This window comes from Micromonospora sp. NPDC050784, assembly GCF_044456765.1.
Lineage (GTDB): Bacteria > Actinomycetota > Actinomycetes > Mycobacteriales > Micromonosporaceae > Micromonospora > Micromonospora foliorum.
Genome location: NZ_JBITGG010000004.1, coordinates 55419 through 79928 on the forward strand (window position 1 = coordinate 55419; position 24510 = coordinate 79928).

At 72.8% G+C, this 24510-nt stretch carries 23 protein-coding genes; 7 read left to right on the forward strand and 16 right to left on the reverse strand.

What is annotated here, in order from left to right:
• Positions 1–12: 12 nt before the first annotated feature.
• Positions 13–534 carry a DinB family protein gene (locus ACIBD9_RS06595; RefSeq protein ID WP_396715158.1) on the forward strand — a complete coding sequence of 174 codons (522 nt, stop codon included), beginning with the start codon at positions 13–15 and terminating at the stop codon, positions 532–534.
• 7 nt (positions 535–541) lie between these two features.
• Here ACIBD9_RS06595 and ACIBD9_RS06600 read toward each other — a convergent pair whose 3' ends face one another.
• From ACIBD9_RS06600 to ACIBD9_RS06610, 3 genes are all read right to left on the reverse strand, one after another.
• On the reverse strand, positions 542–1162 hold the full coding sequence (locus ACIBD9_RS06600) for an HAD family hydrolase (RefSeq protein WP_396715160.1): 621 nt from the start codon (positions 1160–1162) through the stop codon (positions 542–544).
• Entirely contained in the window at positions 1162–4776 is a 3615-nt protein-coding gene (gene smc / locus ACIBD9_RS06605) for a chromosome segregation protein SMC (protein WP_396715162.1), read from the reverse strand. Before smc ends, ACIBD9_RS06600 begins: the two co-directional genes overlap by 1 nt.
• 349 nt (positions 4777–5125) lie before the next feature.
• On the reverse strand, positions 5126–5320 hold the full coding sequence (locus tag ACIBD9_RS06610) for a hypothetical protein (protein ID WP_030487463.1): 195 nt from the start codon (positions 5318–5320) through the stop codon (positions 5126–5128).
• A 372-nt stretch (positions 5321–5692) separates the two neighbouring features.
• On the opposite strand from ACIBD9_RS06610, the gene ACIBD9_RS06615 reads away from it, so the two are divergent.
• Positions 5693–6856, forward strand: a complete 1164-nt coding sequence (locus ACIBD9_RS06615; RefSeq protein WP_396715164.1) for a CAP domain-containing protein — start codon at positions 5693–5695, stop codon at positions 6854–6856.
• Positions 6857–6973: 117 nt separating this feature from the next.
• Positions 6974–7816, forward strand: a complete 843-nt coding sequence (locus ACIBD9_RS06620) for an endo alpha-1,4 polygalactosaminidase (RefSeq protein WP_396715166.1) — start codon at positions 6974–6976, stop codon at positions 7814–7816.
• Positions 7817–7867: 51 nt separating this feature from the next.
• Here ACIBD9_RS06620 and ACIBD9_RS06625 read toward each other — a convergent pair whose 3' ends face one another.
• The 9 genes from ACIBD9_RS06625 to rsmD all read right to left on the reverse strand — a co-directional run bounded on the left by ACIBD9_RS06625 (position 7868) and on the right by rsmD (position 15828).
• Complete coding sequence (locus tag ACIBD9_RS06625; RefSeq protein WP_396715168.1) at positions 7868–10087, reverse strand: MMPL family transporter; 2220 nt, start codon at positions 10085–10087, stop codon at positions 7868–7870.
• 220 nt (positions 10088–10307) lie between these two features.
• Positions 10308–11165, reverse strand: a complete 858-nt coding sequence (mutM, locus tag ACIBD9_RS06630; RefSeq protein WP_387168079.1) for a bifunctional DNA-formamidopyrimidine glycosylase/DNA-(apurinic or apyrimidinic site) lyase — start codon at positions 11163–11165, stop codon at positions 10308–10310.
• Positions 11158–12081, reverse strand: a complete 924-nt coding sequence (gene rnc, locus ACIBD9_RS06635) for a ribonuclease III (protein WP_396715171.1) — start codon at positions 12079–12081, stop codon at positions 11158–11160. Before rnc ends, mutM begins: the two co-directional genes overlap by 8 nt.
• Positions 12078–13061: a phosphate acyltransferase gene (locus ACIBD9_RS06640; protein WP_238659900.1), complete on the reverse strand. Its 984-nt coding sequence runs from the start codon at positions 13059–13061 to the stop codon at positions 12078–12080. The genes rnc and ACIBD9_RS06640 overlap by 4 nt, the downstream gene beginning before the upstream one ends.
• A 114-nt stretch (positions 13062–13175) precedes the next feature.
• A complete protein-coding gene (rpmF, locus tag ACIBD9_RS06645; RefSeq protein ID WP_030335284.1) occupies positions 13176–13349 on the reverse strand; it encodes a 50S ribosomal protein L32 in 174 nt (57 codons plus the stop codon).
• Between the two features lie 5 nt (positions 13350–13354).
• Positions 13355–13918, reverse strand: coding sequence for a DUF177 domain-containing protein (locus tag ACIBD9_RS06650; RefSeq protein WP_091393061.1), 564 nt, complete (start codon positions 13916–13918; stop codon positions 13355–13357).
• A gap of 109 nt (positions 13919–14027) precedes the next feature.
• The gene (locus ACIBD9_RS06655; RefSeq protein ID WP_030335287.1) at positions 14028–14525 is read right to left on the reverse strand and encodes a hypothetical protein; all 498 of its coding nucleotides are present in this window, start codon (positions 14523–14525) and stop codon (positions 14028–14030) included.
• A gap of 260 nt (positions 14526–14785) precedes the next feature.
• A complete protein-coding gene (coaD, locus tag ACIBD9_RS06660) occupies positions 14786–15268 on the reverse strand; it encodes a pantetheine-phosphate adenylyltransferase (protein ID WP_091393067.1) in 483 nt (160 codons plus the stop codon).
• On the reverse strand, positions 15265–15828 hold the full coding sequence (rsmD, locus tag ACIBD9_RS06665; protein ID WP_396715174.1) for a 16S rRNA (guanine(966)-N(2))-methyltransferase RsmD: 564 nt from the start codon (positions 15826–15828) through the stop codon (positions 15265–15267). Before rsmD ends, coaD begins: the two co-directional genes overlap by 4 nt.
• Positions 15829–16225: 397 nt before the next feature.
• Here rsmD and ACIBD9_RS06670 point away from each other — a divergent pair, with 397 nt between their 5' ends.
• Positions 16226–17368 carry a cell wall anchor protein gene (locus ACIBD9_RS06670; protein WP_396715176.1) on the forward strand — a complete coding sequence of 381 codons (1143 nt, stop codon included), beginning with the start codon at positions 16226–16228 and terminating at the stop codon, positions 17366–17368.
• Between the two features lie 65 nt (positions 17369–17433).
• Here the strand turns inward: ACIBD9_RS06670 and recG are convergent, their stop codons facing one another.
• Positions 17434–19632, reverse strand: a complete 2199-nt coding sequence (gene recG / locus ACIBD9_RS06675) for an ATP-dependent DNA helicase RecG (RefSeq protein WP_396715178.1) — start codon at positions 19630–19632, stop codon at positions 17434–17436.
• Positions 19629–21242 (reverse strand): DAK2 domain-containing protein, encoded by a 1614-nt coding sequence (locus ACIBD9_RS06680; protein ID WP_396715180.1) that lies wholly within the window; start codon positions 21240–21242, stop codon positions 19629–19631. Before ACIBD9_RS06680 ends, recG begins: the two co-directional genes overlap by 4 nt.
• A gap of 287 nt (positions 21243–21529) precedes the next feature.
• On the opposite strand from ACIBD9_RS06680, the gene rpmB reads away from it, so the two are divergent.
• Positions 21530–21721 carry a 50S ribosomal protein L28 gene (rpmB, locus tag ACIBD9_RS06685; protein WP_007456456.1) on the forward strand — a complete coding sequence of 64 codons (192 nt, stop codon included), beginning with the start codon at positions 21530–21532 and terminating at the stop codon, positions 21719–21721.
• A 256-nt stretch (positions 21722–21977) separates the two neighbouring features.
• Here the strand turns inward: rpmB and ACIBD9_RS06690 are convergent, their stop codons facing one another.
• A complete protein-coding gene (locus tag ACIBD9_RS06690) occupies positions 21978–22439 on the reverse strand; it encodes a GNAT family N-acetyltransferase (RefSeq protein ID WP_387168055.1) in 462 nt (153 codons plus the stop codon).
• 29 nt (positions 22440–22468) lie between these two features.
• Positions 22469–23458, reverse strand: coding sequence for a thiamine-phosphate kinase (locus ACIBD9_RS06695; protein WP_387168052.1), 990 nt, complete (start codon positions 23456–23458; stop codon positions 22469–22471).
• A gap of 96 nt (positions 23459–23554) precedes the next feature.
• Here ACIBD9_RS06695 and ACIBD9_RS06700 point away from each other — a divergent pair, with 96 nt between their 5' ends.
• The gene (locus ACIBD9_RS06700) at positions 23555–23788 is read left to right on the forward strand and encodes an Lrp/AsnC ligand binding domain-containing protein (protein WP_030487446.1); all 234 of its coding nucleotides are present in this window, start codon (positions 23555–23557) and stop codon (positions 23786–23788) included.
• A gap of 9 nt (positions 23789–23797) precedes the next feature.
• On the forward strand, positions 23798–24481 hold the full coding sequence (locus ACIBD9_RS06705) for a DUF3515 family protein (protein WP_396715183.1): 684 nt from the start codon (positions 23798–23800) through the stop codon (positions 24479–24481).
• The last annotated feature ends 29 nt before the right edge of the window (positions 24482–24510 follow it).

Here is a 24510-nt window from a genome sequence, read left to right on the forward strand (position 1 = left end):
AGGATGCGCGGCATGACCTGGATCGCACCGGAGATCACCCGGACCCCCGAACCGTACGTCGGCGACGAGCGCACCATGCTCGACGGCTGGCTCGACTACCACCGACAGACACTGCTGCTCAAGTGCGCCGGCCTGACCGAGGAGCAGTTGCGGACGCCGAGCGTGGAACCCTCCGGGCTGACACTGCTCGGCCTGGTCCGGCACCTGGCCGAGGTCGAGGCCTGGTGGTTCCGGGAGAACTTCGCCGGCCAGCAGGTCGACTACCCGTACTTCACCCCGGAGACACCGGACGCCGACCACGACGTCAGCGCGGCCAACGCCGAGGCCGACTTCGCCACCTTCCACCGCGAGGTGGCGCTGGCCCGCGAGGCTGCCGCCGGTCACTCGCTCGACGAGACGTTCACCGAGGTCAGCGCGAAGAAGCGCACCTTCAACCTCCGCTGGGTGTACGTCCACATGATCGAGGAGTACGCCCGGCACAACGGTCACGCCGACCTGATCCGGGAACGCATCGACGGCGTCACCGGCGAGTGACAGGCGCTCAGTAGTCCAGGGCCGCCCGCAGGTAGCGCAGGTCGGCGTGGCCGCCCCAACGGTGCGCCGACAGCCCGGCGGACCGGGCACCCCGTACGGCCCAGTCCTCGTCGTCGACGAAGAGCACCCGGGCCGGCGGGGTGGCCAGCGCCTGGCAGGCGGCCTGGAAGTATTCCGGGGCGGGCTTGTGCACCCCGAGCGTGGAGGAGTTGACCACCACGTCCAGCTCGCCGACCAGGCCGAGCGCGGTCAGGTCGGCGTCGAGCAGGTCGGTGGCGTTGGTGGCCAGGCCGACCCTGATCCCGGCGGCACGTACCTCGCGGACGAAGTCGAGCACCTCGGTGTCCACCTCACCCCGGTAGCGCTGCCACTGCTCCACCGCCGCGCGGGCCCGGTCCGGGCCACCGGCCGGCTCGGCGAGCGCGTCCGCCACGCTGCTCACCCACTCGGCGTGGCTGAGCCGGCCGGTGAGCACCGGCTGAAGCCGGCCCCACTGCATGGCGATCTCGAGGAGAACCCCGTCGGCGAGGCCGTACTCCCGCTCCACCTCGGCGGCGACCGCCGGGTCGAACCGGCGCAGCACGCCATCCAGATCCAGCAGGAGCGCCGTCGCGCGTTCCCGAGCCACTACCCGTTCTCCTCGCCGCGGCCGTGCCGCTGGTCGTCCTCGTCGGCCCGGTTGAGCCGTTGGCTGATCACCTGAGTGACCCCGCTGCGCATGGTCACGCCGTAGAGCGCGTCGGCGATCTCCATCGTCCGCTTCTGGTGCGTGATGACGATCAGCTGACTCTTCTCCCGCAACTGTGCCAGCAACAGGATCAGCCGGCCCAGGTTGACGTCGTCCAGGGCCGCCTCCACCTCGTCCATGATGTAGAACGGGCTGGGTCGGGCGCGGAAGATCGCCACCAGCATGGCCACCGCGGTCAGCGACCGCTCACCACCGGAGAGCAGCGACAGCCGCTTGATCTTCTTGCCCGGCGGGCGCGCCTCCACCTCGACGCCGGTGGTGAGCAGGTCATCCGGCTCGGTGAGGATCAGCCGGCCCTCGCCGCCGGGGAAGAGCACGGTGAACACCTGCTCGAACTCCCGGGCGGTGTCCTCGAAGGCGCTGGCGAAGACCTCCAGGATCCGCTCGTCCACATCCTTGACCACGGTGAGCAGGTCCCGACGGGTGGCCTTGAGATCCTCCAACTGCTCGGAGAGGAACTTGAAACGCTCCTCCAGGGCGGCGAACTCCTCCAGCGCGAGCGGGTTGACCTTGCCGAGCAGGGCGAGTTCGCGTTCCGCCTTCGCGGCCCGCTTCTCCTGCACCGGCCGCTCGTAGCGCACCGGCTCGGGCACCGGCAGACCGTCCCGTTCGGCCGCCGCGACGTCCACCTGGGTCGGCGGAACGGGCTGGGTGGGGCCGTACTCGGCGACCAGCGTCTCCACGTCCAGCCCGAAGTCCTCGGCGGCCTTCGCCTCCAACTGCTCGATGCGCAGTCGCTGCTCGGCCCGGGCCACCTCGTCGCGGTGCACCTGGCTGGTCAGCCGCTCCAGCTCCGCGCCGAGCCGCTTGGCCGCTCCGCGTACCTCCTGGAGCTCCGCCTCCCGCGCGGCGCGCTCCAGGGCGACCGCGTCGCGGTGCTCCTCGGCGGTCGCGATCGAGGTGGTCAACCGGGTCAACGCCTCCCGGGCGCCACCGGCGACGGACCGCGCGATGCCCGCCCCCCGGGCGCGGGCGGCCCGCCGGGCCGCCGCACGTTCCCGGGCGGCCCGCTCCGCGGTGGCCTGCCGGGCGAGTGAGTCGGCCCGGCCGGCGATCGAGGAAACCCGCTCCTCGGCGGTACGCACGGCGAGCCGGACCTCCATCTCGTTCTGCCGGGCCTGCGGCACCATGGCCGCCAGTTGGTCCCGTTCCTCGGTGGACGGCTCGGCGTCGACCGGGGTCTCCTCGGCCAGCCGTAGCCGCTCCTCCAGCTCGGCGAGCGCGGTGAGGTCCCGTTGCCGGGCCGCCTCGGCGCGGGAGCGGGAGTCGCCGAGCCGGTCGGTCTCCGCCTTCGCGGACCGGGCCGCCGCGCCCAGCTCGGCCAACCGGCGAGCGGCGGCGTTGCGGTGGCTCTCCGCCTCGCGCTTCTCGGCGGCGGCGTGCTGCACGGCCTCCTTGGCGGCTGCCACCTCGGCGCGCGCCTCGACCAACTGGTCACGCAGCTCCAGGCCAGCGCGTTCGGCGGTGAGCCGGTTGGCGCGGGCCTCCTCGACGGCGGCCTGCACCTCGATGTAGCTGGGGGCCTTGGCCGACCCGCCCGCCGCCGCGTACGCCCCGACCACGTCACCGTCCGGGGTGACCGCCCGCAGCTCGGGGTTGCTGGCGACCAGCTCGGCGGCGGCGGCGAGATCGTCGACGAGTGCCACGTCCCGCAGGGCCCGGTGCACCGCCGGACGCAGCTCGGCGCTGCACTCCACCAGGTCGGGCGCCCACCGGGCGTCGTCCGGCAGCTTCGGGCGCAGCGCGTCCGCGGAGCCGGTCATACCGGGCCCCGCCGGGCTACCGACCAGCAGGCCGGCCCGACCGGCGTCGGAGATCTTGAGCAGGCGCATCGCCTCGACGGCCTCGTCCACCCCGCTGACGGCGACCGCGTCGGCGAGACCGCCGAGCGCGGCGGCCAGCGCGGCCTCGTGGCCCGGCGCGACGGTGAGCAGCCCGGCGAGGCTGCCGAGCAGGCCGGGCACGTCGCCGGCGCGGGCGAGCAGCGCCCCGGCGCCGTCCTTGCGCCGCAGCCCGAGCGCCAGTGCCTCCTCCCGGGCCTTCCAGGTGGCGGCGTCCTTCTCCGCCGCCCGCTCGGCGTCGGACAGCGACCGCACGGTGGCCTGCGCCCGCTCCTGCACGGCGACCGCCTCGGCGTGCCGGGCGTCCAGGTCGGCGTTGTCCCGGTCGGCCTCGGTGGACTGGGCGGCGACCGCGTCCAGGTCGGCCTGCGCCTGCTCGGCGCGGCCCAGCGCGTCGGCGTGCGCGATGGCGAGGCGTTCGATCTCCTCGCCGGCGCTGGTGGTCCGGGCCCGGGCGGAGTTGACCTGGCCGGTGAGCCGGGCCATCCCCTCCCGTCGGTCGGCGATGGCCTTGGCCGCGGCGACCAGCTCGCGCTCGGCGGCGGCCAGCTGCCGCTCCAGCTCCTGACGGTGCTCGACCGCCTCGGCCAGGCGGATCTGGTCGTCGGTGAGCGCGCCGCGCAGCTCCTCCTCCTGCTCGCGGACGCGCTCCGCCTCGGCCTCCAGCTGGTCCGGGTCGCGGCCGGGTCGCTCGTCGTCGCCGGTGGCGCTGAGGTGCCGCAACCGCTCGCGGGCCAACTGCTCGATCGAGCGGAAGCGTTCCTGCAGGGCGGAGAGCTTGTACCAGGTGTCCTGGGCGGCGGCCAGCAGCGGAGCGTCCTCCGCCAGGGCGGCCTCCAGCTCGCCGAGCCGGCCCTGCACCTCGGCGTGCTCACCCTCGATCTGCTCGCGCCGCTCGCGCAGCGCGGTCTCGTCGGCGATCTCCCGGTCCAGTGTGGTCCGCAGCGTGGCCAGGTCGTCGGCGAGCAGGCGCAACCGGGCGTCACGCAGGTTGGCCTGGATGGCGGCGGCGCGCCGGGCCACCTCGGCCTGCCGGCCCAGCGGCTTGAGCTGACGACGCAGCTCGGCCGTGAGGTCGGTGAGGCGGTTGAGGTTGGTCTGCATCGCGTCGAGCTTGCGCAGCGCCTTTTCCTTGCGCTTGCGGTGCTTGAGGACGCCGGCCGCCTCCTCGATGAACGCCCGGCGGTCCTCCGGCTTGGCGTGCAGCATGCCGTCGAGGCGGCCCTGCCCGACGATGATGTGCATCTCCCGGCCGATGCCGGAGTCGGAGAGCAGCTCCTGGATGTCGAGCAACCGGCAGGAGTTGCCGTTGATCTCGTACTCGCTCTCACCGGAGCGGAACATCCGGCGGGTGATGGAGACCTCGGTGTACTCGATCGGCAGCGCGCCGTCGGTGTTGTCGATGGTGAGGGTGACCTCGGCGCGACCCAGCGGCGCCCGGCCGGCGGTGCCGGCGAAGATGACGTCCTCCATCTTGCCGCCCCGCAGGGCCTTGGCGCCCTGCTCGCCGAGGACCCAGGCGATGGCGTCGACGACGTTGGACTTGCCTGAGCCGTTCGGGCCCACCACACAGGTGATCCCGGGCTCCAGCTTCAACGTCGTGGCGGAGGCGAAGGACTTGAACCCCTTCACCGTCAGGCTCTTGAGATACACCTACTCGATCCTCGTCCGGTGGCCGCCGTACCGTCGCCGGCTGCGGGGACCTGGGTGAACTCGCAGACTAACCCGGCGGTGGGAGCGGGCCGGCACGCGACCCGCCCCACGTCGCGTCGACCGTGGGCGCGCTGTTGTTCCGTCAGCCGCGAGAAAGACAAACGCCTTTCATGATCGGCTTATCCGTCGAGGCGCTTTTCGGGAACTGCGAGGAGTGCTTCCCGGGCGACCCATCGCAAGATCATGAATCGTTCGCCGTCGAAAAGGTGCCGGACAGTGTTGCGCGCCGGCACAGAGGTGTCGGCGCGCATTTTTGCGATGGTGCGATTCAGTTTTTACGACCTGGAGATCAGGTCAGCGCCGGCTCGGCCAGACGGAGTAGATCGTCCGCCTCCGCCGCAGCCGCCGCGAGCCGATCATTGTCGGCACGCAGACGCGTGATCTCGAACTCCAGTGCCTGAACCCTGGAACGCAGTCGGGTGACCTCGTCGAGCAGACGCCGGTCGGGCGCTGCACCTACGTGGCCGTAGAGGGCCTTCGCCATGCTGACTCCTTGATATGCGCTGCCGGAAAGGCCGGCCAACGCGCGCCCAATTCATACGCGGCTGTCATTCCAGGCTGTATCTGGGCATGACCGGGCGCGACTGGCGACACCTATATATTGAGCCGCAAACCCCTCCTTCGTCAAGTTCTCGCAGGCCGTAGATCATCTCCACGTCGACCTGTCCACTTGTCGGGGGGCTGCCGCAAGGCACGGACACTCTCTGTCCGGACGCCTTTACTGTACGCCCGGATCCGCGGAAGTCCGCACCCTGGCGTCCGACTTCCCCTTAACTCTTTCTTAGCCACGTTGCCGCAGGTCGTAGGCGCGCCGTAGCGTCAGCCCGGCCCGCAACCGACCCCTGGAGGCATAGGCGTGTACGGCTGGACCGATCCGATGGACCCGAACGGCGCCCCCCGGCGCGCCGAGGGACCGACCGACGAGCCGGCCTGGCTGCACGACCGCCCGGAGCCCCGCTCGGCCTACCTCTTCGGCGACGAACCCGGTCAGCCGGGCGACGAGTGGCACCGCGAACAGCCCACCGGTGGCTGGCAGTCGGGCCCGGCGACCCCCGCCGAGCCGGCCGACGCCCACACCCTCGCCGGGCCGGCCCACCAGCCGGAAGGCGAGACCGGCGGTTGGGGCGACAGCCGCCCGGCCCAGGACACCACCGGCGGCTGGCACACCGAGACGCCCGGCGGCTGGCACACCGACACCGACCCGCAGACCACCGACGGCTGGCACGGCACCGCCGAGACCGGACGACCCGGCGAGGGACGGCACCGCTCCCCACGCCGCTGGCGCCGGCCACTGATGATCGGAGGCGCCGCCGCGGCCGCCACCCTCGTGGTGAGCTTCGGCGTCGGCGCGCTCACCCTGCCCGGCGGTGACGACGGGGCCGCGCAACCGACGGCCATCGACGACACCTTCGTCACGTCGGCGCCGCCGACCGAGGAGCCGGCACTGGACACCCTCGCCGCGCCCTCCCCGTCCGCCACCCCCAGCACGGCCTCTCCGAGCCCGTCGCCGAGCAGGGTCGTCAAGCCCACGCCGGCGTCGACGCGGAGCACCGCCGCGTCGCGCCGCAGCGTCCAGCGCAGCAGCGCGCCGAGCAACACCGGCAGCTCCACCGGTACCAACGGCACCGGCGGCACCGTCAGCGCCCAGGCCCGCGAGGTGGTGGACCTGGTCAACGCCGAGCGGGCCAAGGCCGGCTGCAAGGCGCTGAGCATCGACACCAAGCTGATGACGGCCGCCCAGCGGCACAGCCAGGACCAGGCCGACCACCAGAACATGTCGCACACCGGCAGCGACGGCAGCAACGCCGGCACGCGGCTGGACCGGGTCGGTTACGCCTGGCGCACGTACGGCGAAAACGTGGCCTGGAACCAGCAGAACCCGGCCGCGGTGATGGACGCCTGGATGAACAGCTCCGGTCACCGGGCCAACATCCTCAACTGCGCGTTCACGCAGATCGGCGTCGGCATCGCCAGCAGCAACGGACCGTACTGGACGCAGGTCTTCGCGGCACCGCGCTGACCGCGCGTCGTTCCCGCCCCCGCGCTCGTTTGACCCGGTGAGGTACGTCGGGCCGGAGCGTGGGGGCCGCGTACCGGTGCGGGCGGCGACCGGCCGTCCGGGACCCGGGAGCTGCCGATGCGGATCCGGCCGCGGCGACGCATCGCCGTACGCCCACTGCGCCGCGTCCTGTCCGCCGGCGTCGCTCTCGTGCTGGTGGTGCCGGTGTACGGGTGCCGGCCCGCACTGACCCCGCCCGGCGCGCCCACCGCGTGGCCGGCGGAACAGGCCCGGCACTGGCAGTGGCAGTGGCAGGTCAGCGGCCCACTCGACCCGGCGGTGGACGCCGAGGTCTTCCTGCTCGACCCGGTGGCCACCACCGCCGCGCAGACCGCCGAGCTGCGCTCCCGGGACCGCCGGTTGATCTGTCAGGTGAGCGTGGGTTCGGTCCGCTCCGCCGACCCGGACGCCAGCCGGTTCCCCGAGGTCGTCCGGGGGGCGGCCGGGCGTCGACCCGACAGCCGGTGGTTGGACGTCCGGAGTTGGGACGCGCTCCGGCCGGTGCTGGCCGACCGGTTCCGCCTCTGCCGGGGCAAGGGCTTCGGCGCGGTGGCGCTCTTCGACGCCGACGGGTACGCGGCCCGCACCGGATTTCCGCTCGACTTCGACGACCAACTGCTGTTCAACCGCCGGCTGGCCGAGCTGGCCCGCTCGCTGAGCCTCTCCCCCGGGCTGGCCAACGACGTGCCGCAGCTCGCCGCGCTGGCCCCGGATTTCGACTTCGCGGTCAACGAGGAGTGCGTCCGGCTGGCCCAGTGCGCCAAGCTGCTGCCGTTCACCGACGCCGGCAAGCCGGTCTTCCACGTCGAGTACACCGGCTCGACCGACGACTTCTGCGTCACCACCGTCGGCTACGGCTTCGCGTCGATCCGCAAGGACCGCACGTTGGACGCGTCCCGGGAAGCCTGCCCCCTGCCCTGAGCCACGGCCGGGCCGGGCCGCGGTCGCGGCCCGGCCCAGAGCGTTCGGAGGTCAGGGCACCGGCACCAGCTCCGGGGCGGTGGCCGGCGGATCGGTGGGCGCGGGCGCCGGACGCGGACGCAGGAAGCGCGGGGCCCACCAGTTGGCGTCGCCGAGCATGGTCATCAACGCCGGCAGCACCACTCCCCGGATGATGGTGGCGTCCAGCAGGATCGCCGCCGCCAGACCGATGCCGAGCTGCTTCATGTCGATCGTGCTCAGCGTGGCGAAGATCGAGAAGACCCCGACCATCACGATCGCCGCGCTGGTCACCACCCCGGCCGACGAGGTGATCCCGTACGACACGGCGTCGCGGTTGGACAGGCCGGACCGGACACCCTCGCGGATCCGACTGACCACGAAGACGTGGTAGTCCATCGAGAGGCCGAAGAGCACCACGAAGAGGAACAGCGGCAGCCAGGACACGATCGCGCCCATCGACGTGAAGCCGAGCAAACCCTGCGCCCACTCGCCCTGAAAGATCAGCACCAGCAGGCCGTACGCGGCGCCGGCGGAGAGCAGGTTCAGCGCGATCGAGCTGGCCGCGATCACCACCGACCGGAAGGTGAACGCCATGACCAGGAAGGTCAGCACCAGCACGAACCCCATGACCAGCGGCAACTTGTCCCGGACGTGCTGGGCGTAGTCCTCGCTGTCGGCCACGCCCCCGCCCACCGCGTACTCGATGCCGGGGATGCCGCGCAGCTCGGCCGGGACCAGGTCCCCGCGCAGCTTCTCCAACGACTGCACCGACCTGTCGTCCCGACTGGCGTACGGGGTGGGGATGTCCAGCACCGAGACCCGCCGGTCGGCCGATACCTCGATCTTCGGGCCGTCCGCCTCGGCCGGGGCGAACAGCGGATCGCCGGCCGCCCGGGTGGACAGGTCGGTGAGGGCGGCGCGCACCCGGTCGGTCTGGTCGGCGGGCGCCCGGACGGCCACCACGTGATTGGTGCCGGCGCTCGGGAAGGCGGCGGTGAGCCGGTCGTACGCCTGCATGGCCGGGGTGGTGCGGGGCAGGTCCTCCATGCCGGGGAACTTCAGCTTCATCCCGAGCGCCGGCGCGGCCAACGCGAGCAGCAGCCCGACCGAGATGACAAGCGTCACCACCGGGGCGCGCAGCGCGGGCCGGAGCACCGCGGGCCACAGCCGGGGCGCGCGGGGCTCACCGTGCCGGCCGGTACGCGGCGCGGTCAGTCGCCAGAGCAACGGCACCCGGGGCCGGTCCACCCAGCGACCGAGCCGGGCCAGCAGGGCGGGCAGGACGGTCAGCGAACCGATCACCGCGACGGCGACCACGAGGATCGAGCCGATGGCGAGGGACGAGAAGACCACGTCGCCGGCGAGCAGCAGCCCGGCCATCGAGATGATCACCGCGAAGCCGGAGACCACCACGGCGTGCCCGGAGGTCTCCGCGGCGATCTCCACCGCGTCCAGACCGGACCGGCCCTTGGCGCGTTCCTCCCGCTCCCGACGGATGTAGAACAGCGAGTAGTCGACCCCGACCGCCATGCCGATCAGCAGGATCACCGGTGCCGTGGTGTCGGTCGCCGGCACCAGGTGCGAGGCGAGGGTGGACAGACCCATCGCGGCGGCGACCGAGGAGAGTGCCAGCAGCACCGGCACGCTCGCCGCGATCAGCGCGCCGAACGCGATGATCAGGATCGCCAGGGTGACCGGCAGACTGAGCAGCTCGGCGCGCTTGAAGTCCTTGCCCAGGGTGTCGTCGAGGGCCTGACCGATCGACGGCCCGCCGACCTGCTCGACGCGCAGCTCGGGGTGCGCGGCCTGCACGGCGGCGGTGGTGTCCCGCAACGGCTGTACCCGCTCCGAGGCCGTCTCCGGGTCGCCCGACATGGTGATCGGCAGAAGCAGCGCCGAGCCGTCCCGCGCGGTGACCGGCTGGCCCACCCCGGCCACCCCGGCGACCGTACGCAGCCGGGCCGCCGCGTCGTCGGCCGCCACCTTCGCCGCCGCCTGGTCCAACGCGCCACCCCGGGAGGTGATGAGGACGTTGTCCACGGCCGGGTCCTCGAAGTCACCGGCGTCCACGATCAGGCTGGCCCGCCCCGCCTCGCCGATCGCCTGGTCGTTGCTCGTGGCCTCGTTGAGTCCGGCGGCGCTGCCGCCGACGAAGCACACCGCCACGAACACGGCCCACAGTGCGATCGCCCGCCACGGGTGCTCGGCGCTCCACCGCGCCAGCCGCACCGTCACCGGTCTTCTCCCCATCTCGGGTCCCCCTGTCACGTCAACCCCCTGTCAACGGTGCTGACGTTAGGTGCGTGACGAGGCGGTCACATCGGGGATCGACCCCGGCCCACCCTGGAACCACCAGACCGGGAGCGGGGGTGCGTTCGTCGGGTGTCAGCCCGCGATCCGGAGGGACACCGGGGTCCAGCCCGGAGCGACCCGCGGCGACTCGCCGGCACCGCCCCGAGCTGGCTCCGGGTCATCCCCGAAGGGAACCCCGGGGCCGTGGCTGACAGCGCGGGCAGCTGTACGAGGAGCGGTTCATGAACGCCTCGCGGCGGATCGGCGAACCGCACCGGCGGCACGGCTCGCCCTCGCGGCCGTAGGCGTTCAGCGCCCGGTCGAAGTAGCCACTCTCGCCGTTGACGTTGACGTAGAGGGCGTCGAAGCTGGTGCCGCCCTCGCTGATCGCCTCGGCCAGCACGTCGCGGACGTGGCCGAGCAGGCGGTGCGCGGCCGGGCCGGTCAGCGCGTCGGTGGGTCGCCCGCCATGCAGCCGGGCCCGCCAGAGCGCCTCGTCGGCGTAGATGTTGCCCACCCCGGAGATCAGGGTCTGGTCGAGCAGGGCCCGCTTCACCTCGGTGTGCCGGCGGCGCAGCGCCGCGACGAACGCCTCGTCGGAGAACTCCGGGTCCATCGGGTCGCGGGCGATGTGCGCGATCTCGTCGGGCAACTCGGCACCGCCCTCGCTCACCGAGAGCCCGCCGAACGTGCGCTGGTCGACGAAGCGCAGCTCCGGGCCGTCGTCGGCGAACCGGAACCGGACCCGCAGGTGGGTCTCGTCCGTCGTGCCGGGTGGCTGGAGCAGCAGCTGACCCGACATACCGAGGTGCCCGACGATCGCGTCACCGCTGTCCAGTGGCAGCCACAGGTACTTGCCGCGACGGCGGGCGTCCAGCACCGTCCGGCCGGCGAGCACGTCGGCGAAGTGCACGTCCCCCGGAGCATGCCGACGGACCGCGCGTGGGTGTCGAACCTCGACCGAGGCGATCCGCCGGCCGACGACCCACTGGGCCACCCCCTGCCGGACGGTCTCCACCTCGGGCAGCTCAGGCATGCCGCGAACCCGTCTCGTGGCCGTCGGCACCCCCGGCCGGCAGCGCCTGCGCCAGGTGGTCGGCCCGCTCGGCCTGGGCCGCCCGGTCGGCGCGCTCCAGCGGCCCGAACGGCTCGTCCCGGTCGCCCGGGTCGTTCCGGTCGACCGGCTGGTCCTGGCGGTCGTCGCCGGCCCGACCATCCTGGCCGTCGTCGCCGTTCTGGCCGTTCTGCTCGGCGAGCGTCCGCCAGGCCGCCTCGGCGGCCCGCTGCTCGGCCTCCTTCTTGCTGCGCCCCTCGGCGCCGCCGTACCGGTTGCCGGCCACCACCACCCAGGCCGTGAACGTCTTGAGGTGATCCGGGCCGGTGCCCTCGATCCGGTACTCCGGCACGCCGAGCCCGAGCGCCGCCGTCAGCTCCTGGAGACTGGTCTTCCAGTCCAGTGCGGCCCCGCGACCGGCCGACTCGGCCATCAGCGGGTCGAAGAGCCGATGGATGACGATCCCCGTGGTGTCCAGGCCGTACTGGAGGTAGATCGCGCCGAGCAGCGCCTCCAGCGTGTCGGCGAGGATGCTCGCCTTGTCCCGGCCACCGGTCGTCTCCTCGCCCTTACCGAGCAGCAGGTACGCGCCGAGCCCGTCCGGGCCCAGGCCGCGGGCCACGTCGGCGAGCGCCCGCATGTTGACCACGCTGGCCCGCAGCTTGGCCAACTGCCCCTCGGGCAGATCCGGGTGGTTGTGGAAGAGCGCCGTGGTGATCACCACGCCGAGCACCGAGTCGCCGAGGAACTCCAGCCGCTCGTTGGTGGGCAGCCCGCCGTTCTCGTACGCGTACGACCGGTGGGTCAACGCGCGCTGGAGCAGCTCGGGTTCCAGGCTCACTCCGAAGGCGGCTTCCAGGTGACCGACGGACGCCCGCCGCCGCTTGTCGTTGCTCATGTGCGTACCTCGGTGTCGGTGGAGCGATCGGTGCGATCCGTCGCGGCGTTGCCGTCGAGCAACGCGGAGACCAGTTCGGTGGCGCGCCGCCGCCACAGGTGGGCGGCGAGAGCTATGCCCGAGGCGACGTCGTCGGCGCGGGCGGACCCGTGGCAGACGACCACCGTCCCCGCGACGCCCAGCAGGGCCGCCGCGCGGGGCGCGCCGCCCTCGGCAGGTGGGCCGCCGGCCATCGCGTACGCGCCCTCGATGGCCTTGAGCAGCACGTTACCGGTGAAGCCGTCGGTGACGACCACATCGGCGCGCGCGCCGAGGGCCACGTCGTACCCCTCGACCAGACCGACGTAGCGCGCCCCACCGGGCAGCGGTTCGACGGCGAGCAGAGGGTCGGTGGCGCGGCGGACCCGGTCGCCCTTGCCGGCCTCGGTGCCGACCGAGAGCAGCCCGACCCGTGGCGCGGCGATCGAGTGGGCCACCGCGGCGTACGCGGCGCCGAGCACGGCGTGCCGGGCGAGGGTGGCCGGACGGGGTTCCAGGGAGCCGCCGACGTCGAGCAACACCACCGGCCCCGCCACGGCGGGCAGGGTGGCGGCCAGCGCGGGTTGGCGGATCTCCGGGGAGCGGCCGAGGCCGAGCACGGCGGCGGTGACGGTGGCGCCGGTGGCGCCGGCGGAGACCAGGGCGTCGGCGGTTCCGTCCCGGACGGCGGTGACCGCGGCCCGGACGGTGCTCTCGGCGCGGGCGGCGCTGGGATGGTCGGCCATGCCGACGACATCGCGGACGGGCCGCACCGTGATCCGGGCGCGTTGCGCCGGATCGAGGGCAGCAATCAGCTCGTCGGCGACCTCGGTCGGACCGACGAGAAGCAGATGCAGGTCAGGGTCGGCGCGCATGGCCCGCAGAGCGCCGTCAACCACGACGGCGGGAGCGTCGTCCCCGCCGAGGAGGTCAACGGCGATCCGCGCGGCGCCCGGCTCCACCGGAACGCCGGCCGGAGTGGGCCGGCCGGCGTCGGAGGGAGCCGGAGCACCGGGCGAATGCCAGGGTGCGCGCGCCGCCCGACCTGGGGTCGGGGGCGTCACTCGGCGTCCAGGTCAGACCTCGAGAACCTGGCGGCCGTTGTAGGTGCCGCAGACGGAGCAGGCGGCGTGCGGCAGCTTCGGGGACTTGCACTGCGGGCACGCAACGGTCGCGACCACGGTCGCCTTCCAGTTCGCCCGGCGGGACCGGGTGTTGCTGCGCGACATCTTGCGCTTCGGGACGGCCACGGTTCTTACTCCTCTGTAACGGTCAGTTGCGACAGGCCCGCCCAACGCGGGTCGATCTGCTGGTGACTGTGGTCGGCCGGCAGATCGTCCCAGTGCGCCCCGCATTCAGGGCACAGTCCTGGGCAGTCCTCCCGGCAGAGCGGGTTGGTCGGCAGCGTGAGCACCAACGCGTCCCGCAGCGCCGGCTCCAGGTCGATCAGATCGCCCTGCATCCGGCCCACCTCGTCCTCGTCGGTCGTGGCGTCCGTGGTGCTGTCCTCGTACGCGTACAGCTCCTGGATCGTCACGCCCATCGAGTCGTTGATCTCGCGCAGGCAACGGCCGCACTCGCCCCGGACGGGACCGGTGATGGTCCCGGAGACGAGCACGCCCTCGGACACCGACTGCAACCTCAGATCGAGGTCGAGGTCCGCGCCCTCCGGCACGCCGATCAACTCCACACCGAGGTCCGCCGGTGCCGGCACGACCCGCCGGACCTCACGCAACGCGCCAGGGCGACGCGGCAGGTCCCTCGTGTCGAGGACCAACGGCGACCTGGGGTTGAGTGTCGAAGGCGAGTGCTTGGGCATAGTTAGACTCCGGCCGGTGAGAGGCCGACAAAAAAGGTTACCTGGACGACGCCCGGACCGTCGAACCGGGGGCGACGCCCGCCTGAGAAGTCGGCTGGTGAGGTGCCGCTCAGAAGGGTAGCGGGCGTTCCGCCTCGTCCCCAGCGAAGGTGCCGATCTCCCGCAGCGCGTGCATCTTGTCCCGGCCGCGCTCTATCGAGGCCAGCGCCCGGGTGAGGAACTGCTCGAAGTTGGCCAGGGCGGTGTCGACGTAGTCGTCGACCTCCTCACGCAGGCGCTGCGCCTCGGCGCGGGCCTCGCCGATGATCCGGGCACCCTCGTGCTCGGCCGACACGGTGATCTCGTTCACCGAGACCAGGCGGGCGTGTTCTGCCTCACCCTCGCTGATGATCCGGTCCGCTTCGCGCTTACCGGCTTCCATGATCTTGTCGCGCTCCTCCAGGAGCGCGGCGGCGCGACGCAGGTCGGCGGGGAGATCGGCGCGCATCTCATCGAGGGCAGCGATCATCTCACCCCGGTCGACCATGCAGTTGTTGCGCGACATCGGGACGGAGCGGGCCTGCTCCAGGATGGCGATCAGTTCGTCGATGCGATCGAGCGGGTCCACCGGCTACCTCACTCCTGTCGTTCGTCGGCCGACCTCCATGATGCGGGCTACGGCCGTTCCCCGCGCCACCAATCATGTCGTGCCCGCCCCACCGCCGCCCCACTCACCCCAACCCGGCGAGTCGCGACATAGTCACCCCGCGCCCACCCCACCGCCACACCCGCGCCGATCTTGCACTTTTGGTTACGCCAAAGCACCCCGGAAGGGGCGAACCGGGCACCATAAGTGCAAGATCGCGGAGGTGACGGGGTCAGGGCAGGTCAGGGGCGGGGGCCCAGGCGGGCCTGGAGGGCTTCGCGGACCGGATCGGGGACGTGGGCGGAGATGTCGCCACCCCACTTGGCCACGTCCTTGACCAGACTCGACGAGAGGAACGAGTAGAGCGGGTTGGTCGGCATGAAGAGCGTCTCGACGCCGGCCAGACCGATGTTCATCTGGGCCATCTGCAACTCGTAGTCGAAGTCGCTGACCGCCCGCAGGCCCTTGATCAGCACACTGGCCTGCTGGGCCCGGCAGAAGTCCACCAGCAGCCCTCGGAACGACTCGACCCGCACGTTGCCGTACGACGAGGTCACCTCGCGGAGCATCTCGATGCGCTCCTCGACGGTGAACAGGCCACTCTTCGACTGATTCACCAACACACCGACGATCACCTCGTCGAAGAGCCGACTGGCCCGCCCGATGATGTCGAGGTGTCCGTTGGTGACCGGGTCGAACGAACCGGGACACACCGCACGTCTCATGATCGGCGACCGTACCAAAGGGTGGTCTCGCCGTAACGGCGACTGCGCTCGGGGGTGATCCCGTCCACCCAGTCGAACTCCCTGGTCCGGCGGGACCGCTCCACCACCACCAACGCGTCGGGCACCAGCCAGCCGCCGCCGACGAGCGCGGACAACATGGCGGTGATCTCCTCGTCCGGCACCGCGTACGGCGGGTCGGCGAAGACCACGTCGTACGGCTCGCCGTCCGGGCCGGCGGCCAGCACCGTCGCCACCTTGCCGGTGACCAGACGGGCCGCCGGGCCGGCACGGAGGGCCGCCACGTTCTCCCGGATCACCCGGGCCGCCCGCGGGTCGGACTCGACCAGCAGCACGTGCCGGGCCCCCCGGGAGAGCGCCTCCAGCCCGACCGCGCCGGAGCCGGCGTACAGGTCGGCGAAGCGGGCGCCGTCGAGATCGACCTCGGCCTGGACGGCACTGAAGAGCGCCTCCCGGACCCGGTCCGAGGTGGGTCGGGTGCCGGCGCCGGGAGGCGCGGCGATCCGCCGGCCGCCGAGCGTCCCGGCCACGATCCGGGTCACCGTTTCCTCCTGCTCATGCCCGCGACGCTACGCGATGCGGCGCGGACGCGGTCAGCACGGCGCGGATCCGGGGAGCCGACCGGCCGGCGCCGACGCGGAGCACCTGAGCAGCCCCGACGGCGCGGCATCCACGGTGGAGCCGCGACCGGGCGGACCGTCCCCAGTGATCGGACCGGCACCTTCGGTATATCAAAGATCACGAATCGACTACATTGCCGGATGGCAATGATCTGAACTCCCCTCATTAACCACCCATCAGTACAGTCTCCCCCTGTCCCCGCTTTCGCTGCGGGAACACCACCGCGTCGCGCGACGCCCCGGTGAGCAGGTGACTCCCCGGTCACGATGCCTCCCGGCCTCCCGCCACGCGATCCGTACCCCCTCACCAGGAGCAGGCGTGAACCCTCCCAAGTCTCCGTTCCGGCGCGTCGCGGCCATCGCCGCAGGCGCGCTGATCGGCCTCGCCGGCGTCGTGACGTTCGCCGCACCCGCCAGCGCCCATCACAGCGAGATCCAGGTCAAGGCCGACTGTGACACCGCCACCGGCGAGTGGGTGGCCACCTGGACCGTCAAGACCTTCGCCCCGGGCGACGTCACCAGCTACAAGTTCAGCGAGGTCTCGGCGAAGACGTACGTCGGTGACACCGCCAGCGACGCCACCATCGCCGGCATCACGGCGACCGACGAGAAGGTCTACCCGTACGCCGTCAAGGACGCGGTGACCGCCACCCAGCGCCTGGACGCGAAGACCACCAAGGCCACCCTGGCGGTGCGGGCCATGTGGAACAACGAGTTCGAGGACAAGGAGCTGCGCTCGGCGTCGATCGAGTTCAGTGGCACCTGCGCCAAGGAGCAGCCGCCGGTTCCGGCGACCCCCAAGCCGACCGCCAACGTGGCCGCGGACTGTGACGGCGACGTCGTCGTCAAGCTCGGCAACGCCGAGGACGCCACCGCTCCGGCGAAGTTCACCATCACCGGTGCCGGCGACTTCACCAAGGACGCCACCGTCGCACCCGGCGAGAACAAGTCGGTGAAGGTGCCCGCCAAGAACGCCACCTCCATCAAGGTGGTCGCCGACGGGCTGGACAAGCCGCTCTTCGAGGGCACGCCCGCCACCGCTGAGAACTGCGTCGAGCCGGGCGAGCCGGCCGGCAGCTACAAGTCGACCTGCACCGAGCTGATCTTCGACATCGCCAACCCGGCGGATGGCAAGACGATCACCATCACCTTCACCCCGAACAAGGGCAAGGCCCAGACGCTGACCGTCGAGCCGGGCAAGAGCGGCACCGTCACCTTCCCGGCCCACGAGGGTCTGACCGTGACCCCGACCGCCGAGGGTCTCGACGACAGCAGCCCGATCGCCTGGGAGAAGCCGGCCGACTGCACCCCGGGTCAGGGTGGCGGCGACAAGGACGAGCCGGCTCTGCCGCTGACCGGTGCTGCCACCGGCGGCATCATCACCGGCGCCGTGGTGCTGCTCGCCGCCGGTGTCGCCCTGTTCGTGGTGGCCCGTCGTCGTCGGGTTCGCTTCACCGCCTGAGACAACCCGCTCTGACACCTGAGGGCGCGTCGACCATCCGGTCGGCGCGCCCTCAGCCGTCTTGGTCAGCCCTTTTCCAGGTACGACGCGCGGTCCTCGTCCACCAGGGCGGCCACCGAGGCGGCCAGCGCCGGACTGCGGGTCAGCTCCGGGTCGTCCTCGATCAGGGTGATCGCCTCGGCGCGGGCGTCGCGGATCAGGTCGGCGTCGCGGCGCAGGGACAGCAACCGCAGGTGTGAGCGGTGCCCCGACTGGGTGGCACCCAGCACGTCGCCCTCTCGGCGCTGCTCCAGATCAAGCTCGGCGAGCTTGAAACCGTCGCTCGTGGACGCCACCGCGTCCAGCCGCTCCCGCGCCGACGACCCCTCGGCCGCCTCGCTGACCAGCAGGCAGAGCCCGGCGGCGGCGCCCCGGCCGACCCGGCCCCGCAACTGGTGCAGCTGGGAGACACCGAACCGGTCGGCGTCCAGCACGATCATCACGGTCGCGTTCGGCACGTCCACGCCGACCTCGACCACTGTCGTCGCCACCAGCACGTCCAGGTCACCGGCCGCGAAGGAACGCATCACCGCGTCCTTCTCGTCGGCCGGCAGGCGACCGTGCAGCACCCCGATCCGCAGGCCGTGCAGCGGACCCTCGGCCAGCAGCGGAGCCACCTCGGTCACCGCCAGCGGCGGCCGCCGCCCGTTGTCGTCCTCGGGTGGCGGTTCTTCGTCACCAGTCGGGCCGTCACCAATGCGCGGGCAGACCACGTACGCCTGGTGGCCGGCGGTCACCTCCTCGCGCAGCCGACGCCAGGCCCGTTCCAGGTAGGCCGGCTTCTCGGCGGCCGGCACCACGTGCGAGGCGATCGGCGACCGCCCCCGGGGCAGCTGGGAGAGCGTGGAGACCTCCAGGTCGCCGTAGACGGTCATCGCCACCGTGCGCGGGATCGGGGTGGCCGTCATCACCAGCACGTGCGGCGGCTGGTCGGCCTTGGCCCGCAGGGCGTCGCGCTGCTCCACACCGAAGCGGTGCTGCTCGTCGACCACCACGAGGCCGAGGTCGGCGAAGTCGACCCCCTCGTAGAGCAGGGCGTGGGTGCCGAGCACGATGCCGGCGGCGCCGCTGGCCACCTCACCGAGTGCCCGGCGGCGGGCGGCCGCGCCCAGCGAGCCGGTGACCAGTTCGACCCGGGTGGCGTGCTCGGCGGAGCCCAGCTCACCGGCCCGCCCGAGCGGCCCGAGCAGGTCGAGCATGCCGCGGTGGTGCTGGGCGGCCAGCACCTCGGTGGGCGCCAGCAGCGCGGCCTGCCCGCCCGCGTCGACCACCTGGAGCATCGCCCGCAGCGCCACCACCGTCTTGCCCGAGCCCACCTCGCCCTGCAACAGGCGGTGCATGGGGTGCGGGGTGGCCAGGTCCGCCGCGATCTCCACACCCACCTCACGCTGACCGGTCGTCAGCTCGTACGGGAGTCGGGCGTCGAAGGCCTCCAGCAGCCCGCCCGGGCGCGCCGGGCGGGGCCGGGCCGGCCAGTCGGCGGCTCGGTGCTTGCGCTGCACCAGGGTCACTTGCACGGCGAAGGCCTCGTCCCACTTGAGGCGTCGCCGCGCCTGGTGCAGCGCCTCCTTGCTGGACGGCCGGTGGATCTCGGTCAGCGCGGCGCCCAGCCCGACCAGCTTGCGGCTGGCCCGCACGGCGCTCGGCAGCGGGTCGTCCGGTGGGGTGAACGTGTCCAGGACGACGCGCACACAGCGCGCGATCACCCAGGTCGGCACGGCCGCGGCGGCCGGGTAGACCGGGATCAGCGCACCGGCGAACTCCTCGATGTCGTCGCTGACCGCCGCCTCGCCGTCGCCACCCTCGCCGAGCAGGACGTACTCCGGGCCGTTGAGCTGCCGTTTGCTCCGGAACTCGGTGACCTTGCCGGCGAACAGGCCCCACCGGCCGGGGCGCAGCTCCCGCTCGCGCCACGCCTGGTTGCCGAAGAAGGTCAACGTCAGCACCCCGCCGGAGCCGTCGCCGACGGTCACCTCCAGTAGGTTGCCCCGCCGCTGACGCATCGGGCGCACAGCGGTGCGCTGCACCTGGGCCAGCACGGTGACCTGCTCACCGACGTCCAGTGAGCGGATGTCGGTGTGCTCACCACGCTCGTCGTAGCGACGCGGGAAGTGGTAGACCAGGTCACCCGCGGTGTGCAGGTCGAGGTGCGAGGCCAGCGCCTTGGCTGTCTTGTCCCCGACCAGCTTCTTCAGCGGAGTGTCCACCGTGGCTGGTTCGCTCATTCGATCCCTACCAGGAGCGGATAAAACGGCTGGCCGCCCGAGTACGCGTGCACCTCGACGAACGGCCAGCGTCGCGCGACGTGCGCGCGGACGGCATCGGTGAGCCCGGCCGGGGCGTCCACCCCGGCCAACAGGGTGACCATCTCGCCACCACCACCGAGCATCCGGTCGACCACTGCCGCGCAGGTGTCGGTGAGGTCGCTGCCGATCAGGTGCACCTCCCCCTCCACCAGCGCCAGCACGTCACCGGGACGGCACGGGCCGGCCACGGTCAGCGCCTCCCGGCTGGCGTGGCAGACCTCGGCGTAACGGCAGGCGCCGGCGGCCTCGGCCATCGCGATGACGTCGTCCTCGAAACGGCGGTCACCGTCGCGGACCGCGAGGGCTGCGAGGGCCTGCACCGGCGAGCGGGTCGGCACCACGCTCACCTTGATGCCGTACCGGTGGGCCTCGCGGGCGGCCGCGCTCGCCACCGCCTCGGTGTTGGCGTCGTTGGGCAGCACCACCACCCGGGCCGCGCCGGTGCTGCGGACGGCGTCCAGCAACTCACCCGTGGACGGGTTGCCCGGCACCACGGTGGCCCCCTCCGCGGCGAACAGGTCGGCGATGCCGCCGCCGGTGGCCACCACCACCGCGGCCCGGCCGGCCACCACCGGGCCGGAGGGCGACTCCGGCTGGTCGGCGAAACGGGTCACCGAGATCCGGTAAGGCCGACCGGCGGCGACACCGGCCTCGACCGCCGCGCCCACGTCGTTGACGTGCACGTGCACGTTCCAGGTGCCTTCCGGCTCACGCCCGTCGCCGACGACGACGAGCGAGTCTCCCAGGGCGTCCAGTGCCCGCCGCAGCCCGGCGACCGCCTCGGCGTGGGCGTCGAGCAGGAACTGCACCTCGTACGCGTACTCGTCGGAACCGGTCTCGCGGGCGACGGTGGCTGCCGGGCGGGCGGAGCGCGGCGTCGGCGCGGGCCGGGCCGTGCGCTCCCCGGTCAGCACCTCGACCAGGGCGTCGAGCAGCACGCAGAGCCCTCGGCCACCGGCGTCGACCACGCCCGCGCGGGCCAGCGCGGGCAGCTGCTCCGGGGTGCGGGCGAGCGCCGCGGTCGCCGCCCGGGCCGCGACGCTGGCCACCGCCGGCAGGTCGTCGCTGTCGGCGCCCTCGGCCGCGGCGGCGGCGGCCGCGACCACGGTGAGCAGGGTGCCCTCGACCGGCCGGGAGACCGCGGTGTACGCGGCGGCGGTGCCGGAGCGCAGCGCGGCGGCCAACTCCCGGCCGCGCACCGCCGGCACCCCGGCGGCCTGGTCGGCGAAACCACGCAGGATCTGCGAGAGGATCACCCCGGAGTTGCCCCGCGCGCCGAGCAGCGCGCCCTGGGCCATCAGCCGCAGCGCGTGCCCGTGGGCGGTCGGCCCGCTGTCGGGGAGAGTGTCCAGATCCATGGCGAGGGCCTGCTGGGCCGAGGTGAGGGTGAGCACCAGATTGGTGCCGGTGTCGCCGTCGGGCACCGGATAGACGTTGAGCTGGTCGATCTCGCCCTGGTGGCGCTTCAGTGCGGCCAACCCGCTCGCGCACCAGCGGCGGACCGCGGCGGCGTCGAGGGTGTCCAGCACGGGCAGAAGCCTACTGGCGCGCACCGACACCCGTCGGACTCGTCCGGCGTGTCCTCCGCGCCCCGATCCGCCGCTGGCCGCGGCGGCGACGAGCCCCTCCGGTACCCTTGCCGCCGGGCCGGCCCACCGTCGGGCGGACGGGCCCACGACCAGGCGTGAGCCGGGGCACGGGCGAGCGCCGGACCGGGCCGGTTGGCCGGGTCGGCGACTCATCGGGTAACCTGACCAGGTTGCCCGGGCAGCACCTGCCGGCGACCTCATGAACGTATCAATCCCAGGAGTATCCCGTGGCTAGCGTGTGCGACGTCTGTGGCAAGGGACCGGGCTTCGGCCACAACGTGTCCCACTCGCACCGGCGGACCAACCGCCGCTGGAACCCGAACATCCAGTCGGTGCGTACCCCGGCCGGTGGCGGCAACACCAAGAAGTTGCAGGTCTGCACCTCGTGCATCAAGGCCGGCAAGGTCACCCGCGCCTGACGCGGTAGCACCCACCTTCTCGTTCGGCTCAGCCGGCGAACCCCGAGGGTTCGCCGGCTGAGTCGTGTCCGTGGGCCGACGCCGCACGCCGGCCCGCCAACGCCTGACCCGCAGGTCCGGCCGGGCCGACCGTGACGCGGCACACCGGCCAGGCTTGGCGCAGGCCACGGTCACGGACGCTGGGCGATTGGTTTACGACATCAGCTCCAAAGGGAGACACCGGCCAGGCCGGGCCCGCCATTGGCTGGCCCGCGACTCAGAGGGTGCGGCCGAAGGAGATGCAGCCCTCCGCGTCCTTGTAGAAGCCGAAGTTCGGGATCCGCTCGTACCCGGCGGAGCCGTACATGGCGATCGCCTCGGGCTGCTTGTCACCGCATTCCAGGACCACCCGCTTGCGGCCCTGCTCGCGGGCTGAGCGCTCGACGGCCGCCAGCACCGCGCGGGCCACCCCCCGCCCCCGCGCCGCCGGGGCCGTGTACATCCGCTTCAGCTCGGCGGTGTCCGCGCCGTGGCTGCGCCAGCCACCGCAGCCGACCGGCTCGCCGGCCAGGTAGGCGACCAGGAACGCGCCGTTGGGCGGCTCGAACTCGGCCGCGTCCACCGGGGTGTCGTCGCCGGTGCCGCCGTAGCGGGCACCGAGGTCGGCCAGTGCGGCGTGGATCAGGTGCTGTGCCACCGGTGCGTCGAACCGCACCGCCCGGATCTCGATCTCACTCACGGTGTCCAGGGTACGGCGACGCCCGGGCCTCACCGGAAGTGGTCCCAGCCGGTCGGGCCGTCGTGGGCGACGCCGTCGACCGTCACACCGGCACCGTCCGTGACCAGGCCGATCCGCCGCCAGCCCGGCGGCAGCACCACCGCCGGGGGGAAGGTCGCGGCCAGCGCGTGGTCGTCGCCACCGGCGAGGATCCAGGTGTACGGGTCGACGCCGAGTGCCTGCGCCGCGTCGGCCATCTGCCGGGGCACCTCGAACCCGTCCCGGCGTACGTCGATCGCCACCCCGCTGGCCGCCGAGACGTGCCCGAGGTCGGCCAGGAGCCCGTCCGACACGTCGATCATGGAGGTGGCGCCGAGTTCGGCGGCCTGCGGGCCGGCCTGGTAGGGGACCTGCGGCCGCCGGTACGCCTCGACCAACAGCCGGGGGGTGCGGAAGCCCCGGGTCAGCACGGTCAGCCCGGCCGCCGCGTACCCGGTGCGCCCGGCCAGGGCGAGCACGTCCCCGGGTCGGGCGCCGGACCGCAGCACGGGGGGACGGCCCGCCAGGTCACCCAGCGCGGTGACCGCGACGGTCAGGGTGGGGCTGGCCGACATGTCCCCGCCGACGACGCTCGCGCCGACCGTCGCGGCCTCGGCGGAGAGCCCGTCGGCCAACTCCTCCGCCCAGCCGGTGTCCAGGTCCGCCGGCATGCACAGAGCGACCAGCAGGGCGGTCGGCGTGGCACCCATCGCCGCGATGTCCGCCAGGTTGGCCGCTGCCGCCCGGTGCCCGACGTCGCGCGCCGAGGACCAGTCCCGTCGGAAGTGCCGCCCGTCGACCAGCACGTCGGTGGAGGCCGCCACCCGGCCGTCCGGCGCGGCCACCACCGCCGCGTCGTCGCCCGGCCCGAGCAGGGTGGTCGGCCCGTACGACAGCCGGGCGGTGATCCTTCCGATCAGCCCGAACTCCCCGATGCCGGACACACCGACGCCACCGCGGGCGTTCCGCCCGTGCTGCCCGGCTCCGCCGTGCTCGCTCACCGCTGCTCCTTGACGACCGATAGGGATCAGACCTGCTCCGTAAGGTAGTTTCACCCTTCGGGCCGCTCCCGGGCGGCGACGGACGGAGGTCGAGTCGTGGTACAGGCGTACATCCTCATCCAGACCGAGGTCGGCCGCGCACGTGACGTGGCGGGTCTCATCGCGGACATCCCCGGCGTGGTACGCGTCGACGCCGTCACCGGGCCGTACGACGTGGTCGTCCTCACCGAGGCGAACACCGTCGACGAGCTCGGCAAACTTATTGTCAGCAAGGTGCAGATGGTGCCCGGCATCACCCGCACCCTCACGTGTTCGGTGGTGCGGCTGTAAGTGGACGAGATGACGACCTCCTCCTCGGCTCTGGACGACGACGCGGCGCGCGACGCGGCCGACGGGACGCCCGAGCCGGCTGACGGTAACCGCGAGTCGACCGATCCCGCCGCCGCCGCGCCGGCCGGCCGCGATCGGACCATGCGCGGCGCGGCCCTGCTGGCCACGTTGATCGCGCTGCCGATCACGCTGCTGGTGGCCGTGCTGGCCTTCAGCAAGCTCGGCCCGGGAACGCCGGCTGCCGCGCCGACCCCCTCCGCGACCACCGCCCGGGTGCAGTCCACCGCCCCGGTGGAGATGGCCGCCCCGGCGCTGGCCGCCCGCCCGGCCACGGTCTGCCGGGCCCTGCTCTCCCAGCTTCCGGCGAGCATCCGCGACCTGGCCCAGCGGCCGGTCACCGCCGGTCCGGAGCAGAACGCCGCGTACGGCGACCCAGCGCTCACCGTGGCCTGCGGCGGCACCGAGCCGGCCTTCCCCAGCACCGACGAGGTCTGGACGGTCAATCAGGTCTGCTGGCACCTCGCCGAGCAGGCCGACGCGGCGGTCCTCTCCACGGTCGACCGGGAGACGCTGATCACCGTGCGCGTCCCGCGCTCATACGAGCAGCCGTTGCAGTGGTTGCCGACGATCTCCAGCACGATCGTGGCGAGCGTGCCCTCCGGCGGCGCCATCCCGTCCGGCTGCCAGCACTGACCTCGAACCGACTCCGCCCGCGCCGGCTG